The 17,636-nt window shown below is 66.2% G+C and carries 16 protein-coding genes; 10 read left to right on the forward strand and 6 right to left on the reverse strand.

Features of this window, described 5'->3' with window-relative positions; genetic code table 11:
- Positions 1-8 precede the first annotated feature (8 nt).
- Positions 9-368: a hypothetical protein gene (locus OXH60_04660; protein MDE0711411.1), complete on the reverse strand. Its 360-nt coding sequence runs from the start codon at positions 366-368 to the stop codon at positions 9-11.
- A gap of 86 nt (positions 369-454) precedes the next feature.
- Here OXH60_04660 and ssb point away from each other — a divergent pair, with 86 nt between their 5' ends.
- The 10 genes from ssb (at position 455) to OXH60_04710 (ending at position 10,211) form a co-directional block, all read left to right on the forward strand.
- The gene (gene ssb, locus OXH60_04665; GenBank protein ID MDE0711412.1) at positions 455-883 is read left to right on the forward strand and encodes a single-stranded DNA-binding protein; all 429 of its coding nucleotides are present in this window, start codon (positions 455-457) and stop codon (positions 881-883) included.
- An 89-nt stretch (positions 884-972) separates the two neighbouring features.
- Positions 973-2,979 carry a type IV secretion system DNA-binding domain-containing protein gene (locus OXH60_04670; protein MDE0711413.1) on the forward strand — a complete coding sequence of 669 codons (2,007 nt, stop codon included), beginning with the start codon at positions 973-975 and terminating at the stop codon, positions 2,977-2,979.
- A gap of 1 nt (position 2,980) precedes the next feature.
- Positions 2,981-6,016: a conjugative relaxase gene (locus OXH60_04675; protein MDE0711414.1), complete on the forward strand. Its 3,036-nt coding sequence runs from the start codon at positions 2,981-2,983 to the stop codon at positions 6,014-6,016.
- Positions 6,017-6,096: 80 nt separating this feature from the next.
- On the forward strand, positions 6,097-6,462 hold the full coding sequence (locus OXH60_04680; protein MDE0711415.1) for a hypothetical protein: 366 nt from the start codon (positions 6,097-6,099) through the stop codon (positions 6,460-6,462).
- Between the two features lie 280 nt (positions 6,463-6,742).
- Positions 6,743-7,729: an IS1595 family transposase gene (locus OXH60_04685; protein MDE0711416.1), complete on the forward strand. Its 987-nt coding sequence runs from the start codon at positions 6,743-6,745 to the stop codon at positions 7,727-7,729.
- Positions 7,726-8,127, forward strand: coding sequence for a hypothetical protein (locus tag OXH60_04690; protein MDE0711417.1), 402 nt, complete (start codon positions 7,726-7,728; stop codon positions 8,125-8,127). The genes OXH60_04685 and OXH60_04690 overlap by 4 nt, the downstream gene beginning before the upstream one ends.
- 20 nt (positions 8,128-8,147) lie before the next feature.
- Positions 8,148-8,462 carry a hypothetical protein gene (locus OXH60_04695; GenBank protein ID MDE0711418.1) on the forward strand — a complete coding sequence of 105 codons (315 nt, stop codon included), beginning with the start codon at positions 8,148-8,150 and terminating at the stop codon, positions 8,460-8,462.
- A gap of 168 nt (positions 8,463-8,630) precedes the next feature.
- Positions 8,631-8,804, forward strand: coding sequence for a hypothetical protein (locus tag OXH60_04700; GenBank protein ID MDE0711419.1), 174 nt, complete (start codon positions 8,631-8,633; stop codon positions 8,802-8,804).
- 75 nt (positions 8,805-8,879) lie between these two features.
- Entirely contained in the window at positions 8,880-9,035 is a 156-nt protein-coding gene (locus OXH60_04705; GenBank protein MDE0711420.1) for a hypothetical protein, read from the forward strand.
- A gap of 177 nt (positions 9,036-9,212) precedes the next feature.
- A complete protein-coding gene (locus OXH60_04710) occupies positions 9,213-10,211 on the forward strand; it encodes a hypothetical protein (protein MDE0711421.1) in 999 nt (332 codons plus the stop codon).
- Positions 10,212-11,487: 1,276 nt separating this feature from the next.
- Here the strand turns inward: OXH60_04710 and OXH60_04715 are convergent.
- The 5 genes from OXH60_04715 to OXH60_04735 form a co-directional block, all read right to left on the reverse strand.
- Complete coding sequence (locus tag OXH60_04715; protein MDE0711422.1) at positions 11,488-11,967, reverse strand: cupin domain-containing protein; 480 nt, start codon at positions 11,965-11,967, stop codon at positions 11,488-11,490.
- 153 nt (positions 11,968-12,120) lie between these two features.
- Positions 12,121-12,591, reverse strand: a complete 471-nt coding sequence (locus tag OXH60_04720; GenBank protein ID MDE0711423.1) for a GNAT family acetyltransferase — start codon at positions 12,589-12,591, stop codon at positions 12,121-12,123.
- 202 nt (positions 12,592-12,793) lie between these two features.
- Positions 12,794-13,999: an acetylornithine transaminase gene (locus OXH60_04725; GenBank protein MDE0711424.1), complete on the reverse strand. Its 1,206-nt coding sequence runs from the start codon at positions 13,997-13,999 to the stop codon at positions 12,794-12,796.
- 471 nt (positions 14,000-14,470) lie between these two features.
- Positions 14,471-15,913 (reverse strand): hypothetical protein, encoded by a 1,443-nt coding sequence (locus tag OXH60_04730; GenBank protein MDE0711425.1) that lies wholly within the window; start codon positions 15,911-15,913, stop codon positions 14,471-14,473.
- Between the two features lie 329 nt (positions 15,914-16,242).
- Positions 16,243-17,613 carry a pentapeptide repeat-containing protein gene (locus OXH60_04735; protein ID MDE0711426.1) on the reverse strand — a complete coding sequence of 457 codons (1,371 nt, stop codon included), beginning with the start codon at positions 17,611-17,613 and terminating at the stop codon, positions 16,243-16,245.
- Between the last annotated feature and the right edge of the window lie 23 nt (positions 17,614-17,636).

Consider the following 17,636-nt stretch of genomic DNA (forward strand, 5'->3'; position numbering starts at 1 on the left):
GGGTGACGCTAGTACGGGTTCCCGCGCATCAGCTGCTCGTCCTGTTCGGCAAGCCGCATGTAGGTGTAGGCACCGGTGCGTGTGCTCCAGTCGAACGTGTCGTGGTCCACGCCGGGTGGCTCGAATTCACGGAACGCCGACCAGTCGCCGCGGCGGAGACCCCGCCACAGCACATGGGCGATGCTGGCCAGGACCGTCCAGGCGAACGCTCCGAGCCAGACCGGCGCGAGGATGTCCTCCCCCGCCCCGACGGGCGCGCCGAGTGCCGTCGCCGCGCCCGCGCCCGCGATCCCGCCGAACACAAACGCGCGTTCGCGCCACGTGTGGCGTATGCGCGGATTATCTCTCTTTGTCCGTACTCTGTGCATGACCGCGCAGTATACGCACGAGGACCCGCGATGGAACCCCTGCCGCCGGCAGCGGGCCGGCAGCCGCACCCCGAAGGAGTGTCCTGATGCTGAACGTCAACCGCGTGACCCTGCTCGGCCATGTCGGGCGCGATCCCGAACTGCACACCGGCGCGTCCGGCGACCGGGCCGCCCGGTTCAGCCTCGCCACCACGGAACGGTGGAAGGACCGGGCCGGGGAACTCCAGGAGCGGACCGAGTGGCACCGCATCATCGTGTTCGGGGGACAGGTCGGCGTGGTGGAGGAGCGGGTCCGCAAGGGGGCCGCGGTCCTCGTCGAGGGCCGCCTCACGGTCCGCGAGTACACGGACCGGCAGGACACGCCGAGGCAGGCGACCGAGATCATCGTCGCCGGCCCCCAAGGCATGGTGAATGTGCTGTCCACGGGATCCGAGCGCGTACCTGAACAGCAGGCGGGGGCCGCCGTCGCCGCGGCCGCCCCGAAACCCGTGACCGACAGCGTCGACTGGGCCTGACCGGGCCGCTGCGATCTTGAGGGCGCGCGATGCGCGGCATCGGCGGGAGCACGCTCCGGGGTGGCCAGACCGTCTTCCATGGCATCCGCATGTGGGGCCAGCTCCTGCAGGCGGGGATGATGCTCGCAGCCGTCACGGTGGTCGCGGTGCCGGCGTGGAACCTCTGGCACACGACCACGGGCTACGACTGGTACGCCGCCGGCCTGCTGACCCTCGCCGAGGCCAAGCTCGCGATCGGTTACCAGCCCGACTCCGGCCAGGTCGTCCGCGACCGCGATGGCGTCCGGCGGGTCCTCTCGATCCGAACGATCGCGTCGTCGGTCCCGGCGGCGCGCATCCGCGAGCGGATCCGCGACGAGGTGTTCCGGAGCGCGTGGCGGGGCGGGCAGGCGGGGGCCGGGGCGATCGCGCTGTTCCTCGCCTGGTTCTGGTACCGCGGCGTCCGGCTCGGGCGCCGGCACCGCGTGCGGGGCGCCGAGCTGGTGACCGCAGCGCAGCTCCGCCGTAGGATCCGGCCGTACCGCCGGCGCCTGCTGGAGTGCCTGCCGGGCATCGAGCGGACCCGGGCCTACCGGATCGCGGGGATCCCGTTCCCGCCCCGGAGCGAGACCCAGCACACGATCGTCTCCGGCACCACCGGCTCGGGCAAGACCGTGCTGATCTCCGACCTCGTGGCGCAGATCCGCAGCCGCGGCGAGCGCTGCGTCCTCTACGACAAGATGGGGAGCTACACGCGCACGTTCTTCGATCCCGCCCGCGACGTGCTCCTCAACCCGCTCGACGCCCGGGCCCCCCGCTGGTCGCCGTTCCTGGAAGCCCGCAATCCCCGCGACTTCGACATGATGGCGGCCGCGCTCATCCCGCACCCGCGCGACAGCGCCGACCCGTTCTGGGTGACGGCCGCCCGGCAGCTCTTCGCGCACGGCGCCGCGGTACTGGCGCAGAAGGGCGTCACCGAGAACCGGGTGCTCGTCGACCACCTCCTGAAGGCCGACCTCACGGCGCTCGCCCGGGCGATGGAGGGGACGGTCGCGCAGTCGATCGTCGACCCCGACAACCCGAGGACCGCGCTCAGCGTACGCGCGATGCTGACCGCGAACGTGAGCGCGCTCGAGTTCCTGCCCGACGAGGGCGAGCCGTTCTCGATCCGGGAGTGGGTGTCCAGGGAGGACGGGGACGGGTTCCTGTTCCTGACCTCGCGCGGCGACCAGCACGCGAGCCTTCGGGGCCTGATCTCGACGTGGCTCGAGATCGCCGTCAACGCGATGCTCTCGCTCGACCAGGCCGGGGACCGGCGCATCTGGGTGATCCTCGACGAGCTCCCGACCCTCCACCAGGTCCCCTCGCTCCAGCCGGGCCTCGCCGAGAGCCGGCAGTTCGGGGGTTGCTTCGTGCTCGGCGTGCAGGTGGCCGCCGCGCTCCGCGACCTCTACGGGCGGAACGGCGCGGAGACGATCTCGGGGCTCTGCGGCACCCGCGTCGTGCTCGCCGCGCCCGACCGCGACACCGCACAGTGGTCGGCCGACAGCCTGGGGCGCAGCGAGGTCGAGGAGGTCGCCGAGAACGTCAGCTACGGCGCCAACACGATCCGCGACGGGGTGTCGCTCACCCCGCGGCGGGAACTCCGCGCGCTCGCACTCCCCGCCGACATCATGCGCCTCCCGAACCTCCACGGATACCTGAAGTTCCCGGGGCCGTACCCGGTGGCGTCGATCGTGCTGAGGCCGGTCGGGCGCCCGGCACTGGCGCCCCGCTTCGTGCCGCGCGAGGACCGTGAACCGGCACCCGGTACGGGCGACAGCCCCGTCCCCGGGCCGCCGGCCGCCCCGCCCCGCGACGGGGCCGACGCCCTGCCATGGCCGAATGAGCCGGACACCAGCTGGCCCGAATGCAGCCCTGCGGAGCCTGTTGCCGGAACCGACACCACGCCTGCGGATGACGGCAACGGCGCGGCGTGCGAGCCCGCCGGACTTGCAACGGCTCCGGAAACCGGGCGCGAGAAGACCGCCCCGCCGGCGATCCAGCCAACGCCTCGCGAGACAGGCGCGCCGCGCGACGGGGCCATCCCGCCGCCCGGGACGGACGACTGGGCCTGACGTGCTCTCGATCGGCGCCATCGCCTCGGCCGCGCAGGGGGCGAGCTACTACGAGCAGGACGGCTACTACACAAAGGACGATCCCGAGCACCGGGAGGCCAGCGCCTGGTTCGGCAAGGGTGCGGAGGCGCTGGGGCTCAACGGTCCGGTCGACTCCGACACCTTCCGCGCGATCCTCGAGGGCAAGGTCCCGGACGGGTCCGGGACCGAGCTCGGCAGGCGCGGCCCGGACGGCGAGATCACGCACCGGCCCGGCCGCGATCTCACGTTCTCGGCGCCGAAGTCGGTCTCGATCGCGGCGCTCGTAGGCGGCGACGCGCGCATCGTCGACGTCCACGACCGGGCGGTGAAGGCCACGCTCGCCTGGGTGGAGAAGAACGCCGTTGAGGCCCGGGTGCAGGACCCGGAGACCGGCCGCATGGTGCGGACGGGCGGCCAGAAGACCGTGGTCGCGGCCTTCCGCCACGACACGTCGCGCAACCTCGATCCCCAGCTGCACACGCACGCCGTGATCGCCAACATGGTCCAGGGCGAGGACGGCAAGTGGCGCTCGATGGCGAACGAGAAGCTCTACGAGTCGAAGATGCTGCTCGGCGCGCTCTACCGCAGCGAGCTCGCGGCCGGGCTTGCGCGGCTCGGATACGGCATCGAGAAGACCCACGCGGACGGGCGCTTCGAGATCGCGGGCGTCTCGCGCGAGGTCGTGGAGGCGTTCTCGACGCGGCGTCAGGAGATCGAGGCGGCGGTGGCGGAGCGCGGGCTCGGCGCCCCGGCGGACAATCCCCGCCACGCCGAGCGCGCGGCGCTGATGACGCGCGCGACCAAACGCGAGGTCGACCGCGGCGAACTCCGCGACATCTGGCAGCGGCAGGCCGTCGACCTCGGCCTCGACGCGGGAGCGCTGGCGGCGGAGGGCGGAGCAGGCGCAGCCACGCCTCCACTAGACCGGGCGGGGGAATCGCTCGCGGATGCCCGGACTGCACCCGAGGTTGCGGTCGTCGGTGGGTCGAAAGGGACTGCACCGGGGGGTGACGGGCCGGCAAATGCACCGGCGCCGGGGGATGCCAGGGCAACTGGCGTTGGGCATGTCCCCGGGCATGCGGTGGCCGCGGAGGCGGTGACTTGGGCACTCGACCACCTCTCGGAGCGCGACGCCGTGTTCCGGCGCACCGCGCTCCTCGCCGCGGCGCTGTCGGTTGCGCCCGGTACGCTCACCATCGAGGCCGTGGAGCGGGAGGTGGCAGCGCGGGAGGCGGACGGCACGCTGCACGCGGTGCACCTGCCGGGTGCCCGGGACTCGCTGGCCACCGACCGCACGGTGGGCGAAGAACGCGAGACAATCGCCCTGATGCGCGCGGGCGAGGCCCGCGGGAAGGCCCCGATGCGGAGCTGGGTCGTCCGGGGGCACCTCCGTCGGGGACCGCTCACGGCGGGGCAAAGGGATGCCGTGCAGCTGATCCTGTCGGCGAGGGATCGCGTGGTGGGGGTCCAAGGCTACGCCGGGACGGGCAAGACGACCATGCTCGACCGGGCGCGCACCCTCGCGGAGAAGAAGGGATGGCGCATGGTGGGCCTGGCACCCTCGGCGTCGGCGGTGCAGACGCTCGCCGCGGAGGCCGGGATCGGGTCGCAGACGCTACAGGGGTTCCTGGCCCGAAACGCCGGCGTCGCCGCGGGGCGCGTCACGAGACGCAGTGTGCGCGCGCTACGGGCCGCCTTCGCGAAAACCATCCTCGTCGTGGACGAAGGCTCGCTGGCCTCCACCGTGCAGGCCGGGGATCTGCTCCGGATCGCGGACGAGCTCCGCATCCCGCGGGTGGTTCTGGTGGGCGACGCGAAACAGCTCGACGCCGTGGATGCCGGGAAGCCCTTCGCCCAGCTCCAGGCGGCCGGCATGCCGACAGCGGTGATGGACGAGATCCTCCGCCAGCGCGACCCGGCGCTGAAGGAAGCGGTGGAGGCGAGCCTCCGGGGCGAGATCCGCCGCGCCTTCGACAGGCTCGGCGCCAACGTCACGGAAACCGGATCCCGCGACATCGCGGGCACCGTGGCCGAACGTTGGCTGGCGCTCACGCCGGAGGCGCGGGAACGGACCGGCGTCATGGCCCCGAGTCACGAGCTCCGTCTGAAGATCAACGGCCATATCCGTGACGAACTCGCGCGCGAGGGCCGCCTGCACGGTCCGGCCGTCGGGGTCGAGCGGCTGGTCTCGAAGGGGTACACGCAGGCCGAGAAGGCACTCGCCGGGAACTACGCGAAGGGTGACGTGGTCGCCTTCTACCGGGACTACCAGCGGATCGGCGTGGCGAAGGGCGACGAGCGCCGCGTCTCGGGCGTCGATCACGCCCGCCGTGCCGTGCTGATCGACGACGGCAGGGGCGGGACCGTCGCCTGGAAGCCGGCGCAGATCGGCGGCCGGAAGGGCGGCACGGAAGTATACCGGGCGGAGGGGATCGAGCTCCGCGCGGGTGATCGCATCCGCTGGACGCGGAACGACGCGGGCCTCGGGGTGGTCAACAGCCGCACCGCCGAGGTGCTCGCCGTCGGCAACGGGCGCGTCGCGTTCCGCCTGGAGGATGGCCGTAACCTGGTCATGGGTGACGGCGACCCGCAACTGCGGCATCTCGACCACGCCTGGGCGTCGACCGCGCACGCCTTTCAGGGACGCACCGTCGACAACGTGATCGCCGCGATGGAGGCCCGGCACCCGCACCTGACGACGCAGAAGGGCTTCTACGTCGAGATCAGTCGCGCCCGGGACCGTGCGGAGCTGGTCACCGACGACGCGGGCGGGCTGTGCGCGCAGCTCCAGGCGGCCACGGGCGAGCGCATCGCGGCGCTCGAAGGTATCGGGGAGATGCCGCGGGAGGCGCGGGACCGGCCGGCGGACGCTGCCCACACGCGCGACACGGCGTCGGAGGAACGCACGGCGGGCATTGCCGCCGGGCCGCGGACCGGGTCCGGTTCGCGGACCACGGAACGGGAGTCGGCCGATCGGGAGCGCAGCCGGGGTCAGGAGCCTGACCTTGGGCTGTGAGGACCGTCGGCGGCGGTTCAGGGTTTCCTGTGTGAACCTGCCGCCCGCCCACGCGTAACCGCATGCCCGGGAGGGAGTTGATGGAGCAGAGACCGGCACGACCCGCGGGCACGGCGGGCAACAGGGGCGGGCAACGGCTGCCGCGCACCATCCGTTTTACCGACCATGACTGGGACCGGATTGAGACGTTCGCCGTGATGCGGGGCATGACGGCCCCCGAACTGGTGCGCACGGCCGCCATCGCCGCGGTCGGGGCGGGGCCAGTCGTGGCCGGTGCCGACGACCGGCTGGCTCGGCAGGTCGACCGGATCTTCCGGTACACGCACATCCTGGCGACCGCTTTGCGGAACGAGATGATCGGGAACGGCCGCGGGGAGGAGCTGGAAGAGCTGGTCCGCTCGGCCCGCGCGCTGCACGACGAGCTGCGGGCCGGCCCTTCGGACTGAGCAGTCCTGCCGTCGGGCGAGGCATCCCCGGCGCGATCCCATCGCCGAAATGGCAAGGTTCGGGGCCGGTGGCCCTACCGGGACCGGTCAGACATGAGCGTGCGTGTGGCCCCTTGCACGTTGCCAGCCTTCCGGCAGCGATGCCGATCGGCACGGTTGACGCCGGCCAGTGGGACTTGACTTGGTTCCTGGAGGTTAGGGGATTACGTAGGAAAGTGCCGAACGCCTGACTTGCTCGGCACTTTCCTGTAAGATCGGGCCAGTTAGGAGAGACCGACAGATGGCCCGCAAATCACCCGGAAAGTCCCGCCGCAAAGGCATTTCACTGGTACAGATTTTCAAGCGTTTCCCGGACGACGCGACCGCCGAAGCATGGTTCATCAAGCGGCGTTGGCCTAAAGAGATTGCCTGCCCGCATTGTGGCTCCATGAACGTTCAGACCGGCGCAAAGCACAAGACCATGCCCTACCGCTGCCGCGAGAAGGAATGCGCCAAGCGGTTCAGTGCGAAGACCGGCACGGTCATGGAAGGTTCCAAGCTCGGTTTCCAGACTTGGATGATCGCCACCTACCTGCTGTCCACGTCGTTGACGTCGGTATCCAGCATGAAGTTGCACCGCGACATGAACATCAACCAGCGGAGCGCATGGTTCCTCGCGCACCGGCTCCGCACCGCGCTGACCGAAGACGGAACCGAATTCAGCGGCCCCGTGGAAGCCGACGAGATGTATGTTGGCGGTATCCGAAAGAACATGAGCAACCGGAAGCGGAAGGAACTGGCTGGCACTGGCCGGGGCGGTTCCGACAAGGCCGCGGTCGTTGGCGTGAAGGATCGGAAGACCAATGAAGTCCGCGCCCGCCACGTTCCGGCTACCGACTATCGGAACGTTCCCGGCTTCGTCGCAGTCAACACCAAGCCCGGTTCCAAGGTCTACACGGACGACGCACCGATCTACGACATTCTGGAAGCGTGGTACGACCACGAAACAGTCAAGCACTCGGTATCCGAGTACGTCCGGGGCCAAGTCCACACCAACGAAATGGAATCCGTCTGGAGCATGTTCAAGCGAGCGCACAAGGGGACGTTCCACAAGATGTCCCCGAAGCACCTGCAGCGGTACATCGACGAATTCTCCACGCGCCACAATCTGCGGGAGCGTGACACCATCGAGATCATGGCGGCCGTCACGACCGGCGGCGTTGGCAAGCGGCTGAAGTACGCCGACCTGATCGCCCACAATGGGCTGGACTCGGGAGCAAGAAAATGACCGACGGCGAGAGAATCGAACGCGAACGGGAGTGGGTGAAGGCACGGTACGCCTGCACTGTCGATGCGGCATTCAAGACGTTGGTTGCTGTCATTGAATCTGACGTTCAGTCATTCAACAGATTGTCTAGCAATGACGATTGCGAAGTGAAGCACGTCGATTACCGGACAGTGACCTTTAGCCGGGGAAGTCGCGTAACGGCTGTGTCTATCTCTGGGCAAACAATCGAAGTCAGGCCCATGCGCAGCAACGCCATCCTGAAGGTGATCCATATCACGCCGAAATGGAACGAAGAATCCATGTCCTGTGATTTAGTAATTGACGGAAAGGCCATGTCCATGCACCGAGCCAGCCAAAGGGCAATCGGGGACATTCTGTTTCCGCGGGGGGACACTTGATTAGATCCTCCCCCAGGTTCGTGATTTCAGCACTCATCATGCTGTCTGCGCCCTTCGCTTATGGCCAGGAGCCGGAGGGTGTTTTCAGCGATAGCAGCACGCGTGAACTATGCCTTGAGTTAGCTATTTGGACGCTTCCAAAAATTGGTGAGAAATATGGCGAAGATTCACACGGCTCGATTCCCGCTCACATATTCCGGCCAGCAGCACTGAGTTGTTTTCTTACCATCGACAATGCCGGATATTTGATCGTCTATCCAAATAACTCCGATGAAGGAATCATCGTCAAATACCAAGTGGACAAATTCAGTACGTTCGAGACGGATTTCGATTGAAGTGCCTTCCGTCAAGATCCCTGCCGCCCATCGCAATGATGAGTAAGGCATGGCAGACGCGCTCACTGTCGCCATCGGTATCTGGGTCGCGATCGTGATCCTGTACGCCCTGTTCGAGATGACGTGCGCCGTGTTCTTTACCCGCCGCTAATTCTGGGAGACAACAACATGACTACCGAAGACCGAAAACCGCCCGAGGAGGTCAAGATCGTACGCCCTGACTACCAGCCAAGCCGGGCGGAACTGAACGAAGATATGCGGGTTGATGCGTCGTTCGATGAGGCCGTGGACGCGCTCGCGAAGCCGGTGAGAATCCGGTACGTCAAAGAACCTACTTCCTGAGACCCTGACATGGAATGGTGGCAGTGCTTCGCGGGCGCGGGAGCCTTCTCTTGTCTAATTCTTCTTTTCAGGATGGTGCAAAAAGACACGCTCTATCTAGCGCAGGAAGCGAGACATGACATCGTGGGGATCGCCGGGCGCGTTGTCAGCGCGTTCGTTTTTCAATTCGTGCTGTGGGGCGTGCTATTGGGCACGCCCGTCTGGTTCGGGTACTGGTTGTTCTTCGACTAGGCAGATTTTCGGCACTTTCCTACATAATCCCCGGAGGTTACGGGAAACCGGCTCCAACAGTCATCTGGCCCTGCTTCCTCATACCATCAGATGGCCATCCACCGCGAGTCCGCCCGACGGTTACACTGCTCCGGCTACGACAAGTCGGATGCAAGCATCCCTTCCCTGAGCGAATTCATGGACTGCCACCAGGTCGAGTGGCGCCGGAGCAACGTCTCGTCGTCCGAAATGGGCACGTGGCGAGGCAAACCCTACCCCTGGATCGTGCCCCGGTGCTTGTGGGAGGAGGGCCTCTGGCCCGGCATCCGCAAAGGCTCCGACAACCCGCTCGCAACCTATCTCGAGTGTTCGGGGGTGCAGAAGCACAGCGGCGTGCACAATTTGAAGAGCTCTTGGGTTCTGTGCGCCAACCTGTATTTCCCTTTCCGAAGGTCGGATCAGGACCGTAGGCTGCTCGCCTCGTTCCTCCGGCAGCACGTTGCTCGTCCGATCACGTCTCTTGAAGCAATCGAGCTGGAGTATTCCGAGTGTGAGGATGGCGAATTACATCCTTCGCGACTCCTCGGAGAAACCGGCGGAAGCCGGGGTGCCGGGCAGACGTCGCCGGATCTCGGGCTGAAAGTGAACGACGGACGGGGGCTGGTGCTTGTGGAGAGCAAGTTCACCGAGCCTGATTTCTCCAGATGTTCCGCACGAAATCACAAGGGCAGCGCTCGGCGGGCGGGAAACCCGGATCCTGATCGATGTGACCAACCGCTAAAGGTGCTGTGGAATCCCGCGGGTCAGTGCCATCAGTCGGCGTGGCGCCGGCGGTACTGGGAGCATCTCGCCGCCGTGACCGACCGCGAAGCCCTGGCGGCCATGCCTTGTTGCCCCGCCGCCCGCCGTGGTTATCAACTGTTCCGCCAAACTGCCCTGGCTGAGGGCATCGCGCGGTCGGGGAAATACGACCTGACCGTGTCCGCAGTCGCCGTTGATGAGCGCAATGAAGATCTGAACAGATGCCTGCGGAAGCTCGGATTGTCCGACCTACACGGGTGGGGGAAGGTATTCAGGGGGCAAGCGGTGTTTGCCGTGTTCACCCACCAGCAATGGCTGGAATGGGTGAGGGAGCATGACCGCGAGGGCCGCTGGCGCCAGTGGCTGTCCTGGATCGGCGACAGATACGCAATGTGAAGGGCCGCCCGTCAAGTTCCTCGTGCTTCAGACAAGTGAGGAAGTGGACGCCGTGGGAGGTTCGCTCGGTCAACTCGGCCAGATCCAGCGTCATGCTGCCGCTGCAGAAGTAGAGATCGTCGGCCGCAGTGCCACGGCGCCAGCCTCGCCCTAGTGGCGGCCTTTGCTGAGGTACGTGCACCTGGCGCCCGCTCGGAAAGAGAGTTCGGAGCACGACAGGCCTCGCCGGATGTTGGTTGGACACCATGTTCGAGTGCGCGATCCTGCGTCGATTGCCAGCCTAAGTTACGGCGCGGGAGGGAAGCCGGACGGGCAAGGATCCGCGAGGCCGTACGAATCCGGAACGAAATGCAGAGGCTTGACACCAGTGGTGATAGCATCCCGGCTGTATGCAATCCGCACACATCCGCGTATGCAAATCGCATTCACCGAATGCAAACCGTTTACATGCGGTGCCGACAGCAAGGAAACATCAGGGTCGCAACGCGTATGCAAATGGCATTCGCTCGCCCCGCAACCATCAGGCCCCTCAAGGGGCCTAGAGTGCCCTTCAGGGCACGCAATAGCGCGTAAGCGCGCACCCGCAGGGACCTGCGTCGGGTGTGCCCCCGAAACTCCTGCAGGGAGTTAACGAAGACGTTGTGCTCCCAACGCCGCCATCGGCATGCCGTTCGCCGCTAGAAGGAACTGAGCCTTCGCGGCGCTTGAGCGGTGCGCCAGCCACCCACTTGCGGAAACAGTGCTTGAACAGCCTTTCGGCTTCCGGGCGGCGCGCAATGAGGCAGCAGGACGCGAAGTATTGGGCGAAGGGCACTGCCGACGAGGTGTCTCCATTGGCCTTTGCTCCGTACTCGTCAAGGTACATGTGCGGAAGCGCCGTACGACGGTTCCGGGCCACCCGTCGCTAATCACAGTGCCGTCCACCGACATCGCGGGAGCGACAAGACTGGTCACCGGAGCCACGGTGGCCTGAACTATCTCTGGGAACGGATCATCGGCGAAGCTATCGAATCACTGTGGAAGAAGCGTCGTGAGAGGAACGCATACTGTAGAGGGGTTCGACGGGCGGACCTGCCGCCCGACGGACCCAAGGATCGCTCTACACGTTGTTCGAAACCATGTCCTTCCATCGGGGATGCGATGCGGTATTCGCGCGCTCGAAACCGGCGGTTGAGAATGTCACGTGGGCGACCGGCGACGTGCGAGCCCGCCCGTCAGGCGTTGAAGATCATCTAGGCCGAACCGCGCTTGGCGTGAGAGCGGGAATGGCTCTACCTCAGTAGGGTGTGCCGTCCTTGCGTGTGAACTGCCATTTGCCGTTCGCGCCCATGACGGCCTGAATGTCGTCCTGCGGATAGCTTCCCTCATCCCCTTCGGCACGATCGCCGACCTCGAGTATGACCACGTCCCGGTCGCTGCGGTTGAGGATGTGGTGCGCCTCGCCCCGGGCTGGGAAGCCGGCGCACATGCCGGCGGAGAGCGGCGTCTCGCCGGAAGGGGTTGCCAGGATCGCCTCGCCCTCCAGCACATAGACCAGTTCGTCCGACTTGCTGTGCGTGTGCATCAGCGCCGACTCGCCGCCCGGTGCGATCCTCGTCAGGTTCACGCCGACATTCTTCAGGTCGAAGAAATCGCCGAGCGCCCGCTTCTGCCGCCGCACCATGCGGCTGGCGAAGGGCTCCGGGTAGCTGGACGGCTTCGCGCGGGGCGGCACGTCCATGGCGGCAATTGCCACTGGCGCCTTGTCGTCGGCCATCGTTCATCTCCCCGGCGGTCGGCAGCGGACGTCGGTCCGGCCCGTTCTCGCAATGCATCCCCTCGGCGACGCTCCCTGGTCGGCGCTGCCCGCAGGCGCGTCCGGTGACCGCGCAGCGGGTTGGACGGCGTCAGCATGTGTGCGCGCTGCCGCTCACCCTCCCTCGTCTGTCCACCGGCTCATGACGATGCGCTTCTCGATGGCGTAGCCGAGCCCTTCGTAGAACAGGCGAGCCGCCGCGTTTTCCTCTCGGATCGTCAGGTTGACCCTGGGAGCACCGAGGCGGCGAAGCCAGGCTTCAGCATGGCGGATCAACCGTTCGCCCAAACCCCGCAGACGATGCTCCGGGGTGACCGCGACATAGTAGACCCAGCCCCGGTGGCCGTCATTGCCCACCATGATGCTGCCCGCGATGCCGCCGCTGTCTTGGGCGACGGCCACGAAAATCTCTGACGAGGCGTTGGCGCGCGCCCTCCCGATGTCGCCGAGCGGGTCGTTCCAGGACCGCACCAGCCCGCAGGCGCGCCAGAGTTCCGCGACGGTCTCCTCGTCCCCGTCGCAAATGGGACGGATCGCAAATGCTATCCCGTCCCCGCCTCTTTTGTACGTTGCAATTCTCCGCATGCCGCCTCCCTTGCTGACCGCTCCCCAGCGACAGGTCCGGTTCGAATGTCGGTGTCCCGGTGTTCGGGCTTGCGCCGGTAACCGGACCACCGGATGTAAGACGATCCCGCCCGCCGGCCGTCCCGCCGTTACGCCGGGCGGGCAATCCGACGGATAACCGCCTTGTCGGCGATGGGCAGATACACGGGGCGCCGTGCCCCAGCTATGCGCCCTTCAACAACCGGTCCAGCATGTCGAGCATCTCGGCGATCTCTACGTCAGACACGTTGAGCGCCGGCATGAAGCGAAGAGCGTCGGCGGCGGGGGCGTTGAGCAACAGTCGGTTCGCCAACGCCGCTTCGACCAGGGCAAATCCGTCCGTCCGCGGCCTCAGGTCGAGGGCGAGGAGCAGCCCGCGGCCGCGCACTCCGCCGAGTCCATGGTTCTCGCTGAGGGCCTCCAGGCCGCGCCGCAGCGTTCCCCCTGCATTCCGGACGCGGTCCAGAAAGCCCTCCGCAGTGAGCTGTTCGAGCACTGCGTTGCCGACCGCGGCCATGAGTGCGTTGCCGTTGAATGTGCCGCCCTGATCGCCGGGTTCGAAACAGCAGACCTGTTCCCGTGCGAGCAACGCGGCCAGCGGGGTTCCCGCGCCGATACCCTTGCCGAGCGTCAGGATGTCCGGCCGAACGCCGGCGTGCTCGAAGCAGAACAAGGCGCCGGTCCGTCCCATGCCGGTCTGGATCTCATCCAGGATCAGCAGGATTTCCCGCTGGTCGGCCAACGAGCGCAGTGCCCGCAAGTACTCGTCGTCGGCAGGCCAGACGCCGGCCTCGCCCTGGATCGGCTCCAGCATGATGGCGACGGTCCTGTCCGTAATCGCCGCTTCCATCGCCCCCAGGTCGTTCACTGGCACTTTCGGAAACCCCGCCACCTTGGGCTCGAACAGCCCGTCCCAGGCGGCCTTGCCCGACGCGGACATGGTGGCGAGGGTCCGGCCATGGAAGCCGTGGACGGTGGTGATGATCTCGTGGGCGCCGCCGCGGTACCTTGCGCCCCATTTCCGCGCGAGCTTAATGGCCCCCTCATTGGCTTCCGCACCGCTGTTGGCGAAGAAGACCCGGTCCAGGCCCGCGGCAGCGGTCAACGCGCTCGCATAGCGCGTCAGTGGCTCGCTGTAGTAGGCGGGGCTGCAGGTCAGCAGCCTGGTCGACTGCTCGGCCAACACGTGGGCGATGGCCGGCGGGCAATGCCCGAGGCAGTTCACGGCCCAGCCCTGGACGAAATCCAGGTAGCGATTGCCGTCACTGTCCCACAGCCATCCCCCCCGCCCGCGCGTGAAGGTGATTGGGGGCCGCTGAGTGATTTCCATCAAGGCGCCGTAGGAACCGTGCGCCGTGCCGTCAGTCAGATGCTCTGCAATTGACGTCATTGCCTTGTCCTCTCCGCTTGGGCCGCTGAGGACAAGGGCAGCAACACAGACCCCCGCCTCTCGGCGACAGTCGCGGCTGCTTAGATTGTGGTGCTAGTGAACGAGCCTGCGACCGCCTATACGAAGGCGCGTCGTCGAGAAACGCGAATGCGGGTCCGTGGGCTCATGGCGGCAGACCCTAGATCGCTTGCCCGTCCCTGGCAAGGTTCGCCAGCAGGAACTCCCGCCTGGAAGGACCCAAGTACCTCCGGAGCTACCCCTGTGGCTATCGTCCAACGTGGCTCTTGGATTCCCATAAGCATGCCAAGACATTGTAGACACTAGGCGCAAAGCAACCGGCGGATGCCCGCCAGATGCGCCGGGCCTTGGCAAGCCTGCGTCCAGGCCCTTCGAGATCTCGCACTCCGTGCGGTCTGTCCGTCGCTACGGTCGCGTTGCTCCCACCCTTGTCCGGATCTCGCCCGGACGGTGTCATGACAGGCTGCGGCCTGCCGCGATTGCGAGTTCCATGTCCGCGATCTCCACGAACGCCGCCGCGCGGTCGGCGCTGTCCGCGATCGCGCGGGCAGCTGCCAGGGCAAGGCCGCCCGTCCGCGCGGCCCCGTCCGGATCGCCTCCCCGCGCCTGGTGCGCCGCTACCTGTACGAGCGTTTGTGAACGGGCGCGGGCCGATTCGATATCGTGGGCCGTCGCAACTGCTTCGCCGACAGCGTCCCCACAGCACAAGGCGTCGCAGATATTGGCGAGCCAGCCGTCGTTCCCTCCTTCGCGTGCCAGCCGCCGCGCAATCGTGCGGGCCGCGACGGTGTCGCCCGCCATCGCCTGCGCCTCGGCGATGTCGCCAGCGTGCCAGTCGTATCCGTCGTCCGCCGCATCGCGCTTTGCCGCTGCTGTTGCCTCGGCGATCAAGTCCAGCGCCCCGACCCGGTCTCCGGCCCAAGCTTTCACGTTGGCAAGCTCGCAAAGCGCGCTCGCGAGGCAGCCGTCTCCGTCGATACGCCGCGCTGCGCGAAGAGCCTCGGCAAGGAGTAGCTCAGGATCCATCAGATTGCCCAGCCGTTGCTGGTTGCGTGCGATATGGGCGAGCGCGAACACGCGATCGCTGTTGTCCTCAGCCCCCCTTGCGGCCGTGAGCGCCTCCGCGACTGTGCGAGCAGCGCCCTGACGATCTCCGGTCGCGACCTGGACCCTGGTGATTGCGGTCAGGTGCACTGTGCGGTCGAACCCGTCCGCGAGCATCCGGGCGGTCCTCAGGGCCTCGACAACCGAAGCGGTAACACCTGCGGCGTCGCCCGCCTCGCCCTGCGTTCGGGCGATCGAAGCCAGACAGTGCGTCCGCTTGTCGATGTCGTTGGTCGCCCGTGCCGCGCCGAGGGCCGGCGCAAACGTTCCCGCCGACGTGGCGAGCGAGACAATGGCGCCGAGCGTACGGTCGCGCTTGCGACCGTCAGTCAGCTGTTCGGCGTGCGCCGAGGCGCCGGTGAAGTCACCGCCCGTTGCCTCGGCCAAGGCGAGCTCGGCCAGCGCGGAGAGACGAACCTCGTCGGCGAGCCCGGGGGTGATCGATGCGAGCGCCTCCGCCGCCGTCGCCCGCCACCCCTGCCGATCGCCGGTCTGCGCCTGGGCGCGCGCGATGCGGGCGAGTGAGAGCGCGCGTGCGCTGTCGTCCTCGATGTTCCTGGCACCGGCCAGCGCCGTCGCCAGAGTACTCGTGCAGCCCGGCGCGTCGCCGGTTCGCCACCGCAGCACTGCGACGCGCGCGAGAATGACGGCTCGCTCGGCGCCATCCTCGATCCGCTTGGCCGCGCGGGAGGCCTCGTCCAGGGCAAACCGGACGGACTGCAGCGATGCCGCTTGCGGCACCGAGGGGCGGGGCGTACCCGGCGGCGGAACCTCACCGGATTGCGGCGTCATCGATCAGTCTCCCTTGAAACCGCTCACAGTCGCACACTGCGCGCCATTGCTGGCCCCGGAGAGCGCCGGCGAGGCTCCCCGTGTTTGGGCATTGAGGCCAGCCGGGAGGAGTGGAATCGAGGGGAGACGCGCGCTGCTGTCACCCGGCCATGGGCTGCGTGCAGGGCTTCGGTACGACTGCTCCGTTTTTGTTTGCGTTAGCCGGAAACGCGTTGCGTCCCGGGTGACGCAAGTCGGCCCGGGAGGTGCATATGCCGGCGCGAAGCGGAACCGTCCAAAGGGGGCGCGAGTGCCCGCATCGACGACCCGCGAACCCGCTCACGAGGAATTCACCGGCCGTGTTTCGTGTTGACGGCACGCGAAGCCTCGTCAAGACCCGGAAACAGGGTTTCACGAGTGATGTCCGCCATCGCCAGCTGGTCGAGGAGGTCCGCCTTCCTGGATTTCGGAATCTTCTGTAAGTAGTGATGGTAGTGGGGCAGTCCATCGTTCCATTTCAGTACTTCCGCCTCTTCGTACCGCTTGTGGAATGCGGAAATCAGAAAAGCTCCCTGTTGAGCGCGGATGCGCTCGAACATCTGCTGTGGCTCCACCACGAACACGCAGTACAAGTCCCTCACATCGATCCGTTCTCGGAAATTCGGCTTTTCTTGATGAATAAAGTGATACAGCCGACGCATAGCCTTCTCGTATGTAATGTTTCGCGGATCATTTCGCATCAGGCTGACGCCCTTGCAGCCGAAAATGACGCCTTGCTCGTCCAGAGACAGTCTTGCGAAATTGGCGATGACGCTGATCGTGTCACTGTCGAATGACTTCACCAGACTGAAATCCTGCGTGGATACCTTGAAGCGTTTGGGAACGGCGAAGATGTGCAGGCGGCCATCTTCATCTGTGTGGGAATCCGGCATCTCAGCAGATCGGCATGCGTTGAACAGCCCGACCAGCGGATTGCGGGTTACGTCCAGCAGACGGGTCGTCAGGCCATGATGTTGCGCAAGTACCCAATGCGCCAAGGCTGAGTTCATCCCGACGAAATCTTCGGGTCGTCGGGAGCGGAGATCAAGCAGCATCTCCCCTTCGTCCGCCGCGGGACTACGCCGCATAACGGCAGGGCGTAACGCCTCGAAGTCTGCACACTCTCCACGAAAGTAGAATGTCACGTCGTCGTCCGGGAAATCGGCGTAGTGACGTCGAAGCGTTTGAAAGTCTTTGAACAAATCGGAGAGTTCTTTAAGTTCGGCATGTAACCTGGATTCGGCAATTCTCGCCGACCGGACTATCGGGGGACGCGAGTGCTCGGGCGGCTCCTCGTACAACTTGGCTCGCCACAGTTCCGTGTTTGTCAAATTGACCCCGATGAGGTCAGAGTGCGCCAAGTCCGTGCCCTGCAGTTTTGCGGAAGTCAGATTGGCACGATGAAACCTGCAATGTGAAAAATTGGAGTTTTCCAAGCAAGCCGTGCAAAAGCTCGCGTTCGAGAAATCTGAATTGTAGAAATTCGTGTGCCTCAGATCAGTCCAGGAGAAATCGATGCCTTCCAGAGGAAGCGACTGACCAGTTTCGAAATTGTACTTCCTGCGAAATTGGTCGCTTGCATTTAGATGCGACAGGTCCGGATTCACGCGTGTGGTTTGTCGCCAATCATTCCACGCTTTCGCTCCTTCGAGCAATTTGGTTACATGTTCAGGGTTACTCATGATTGCTTTGTCTCCAAGAGCAT

Source organism: Rhodospirillales bacterium, from assembly GCA_028824295.1.
Taxonomy (GTDB): Bacteria; Pseudomonadota; Alphaproteobacteria; order TMED109; family TMED109; genus VXPW01.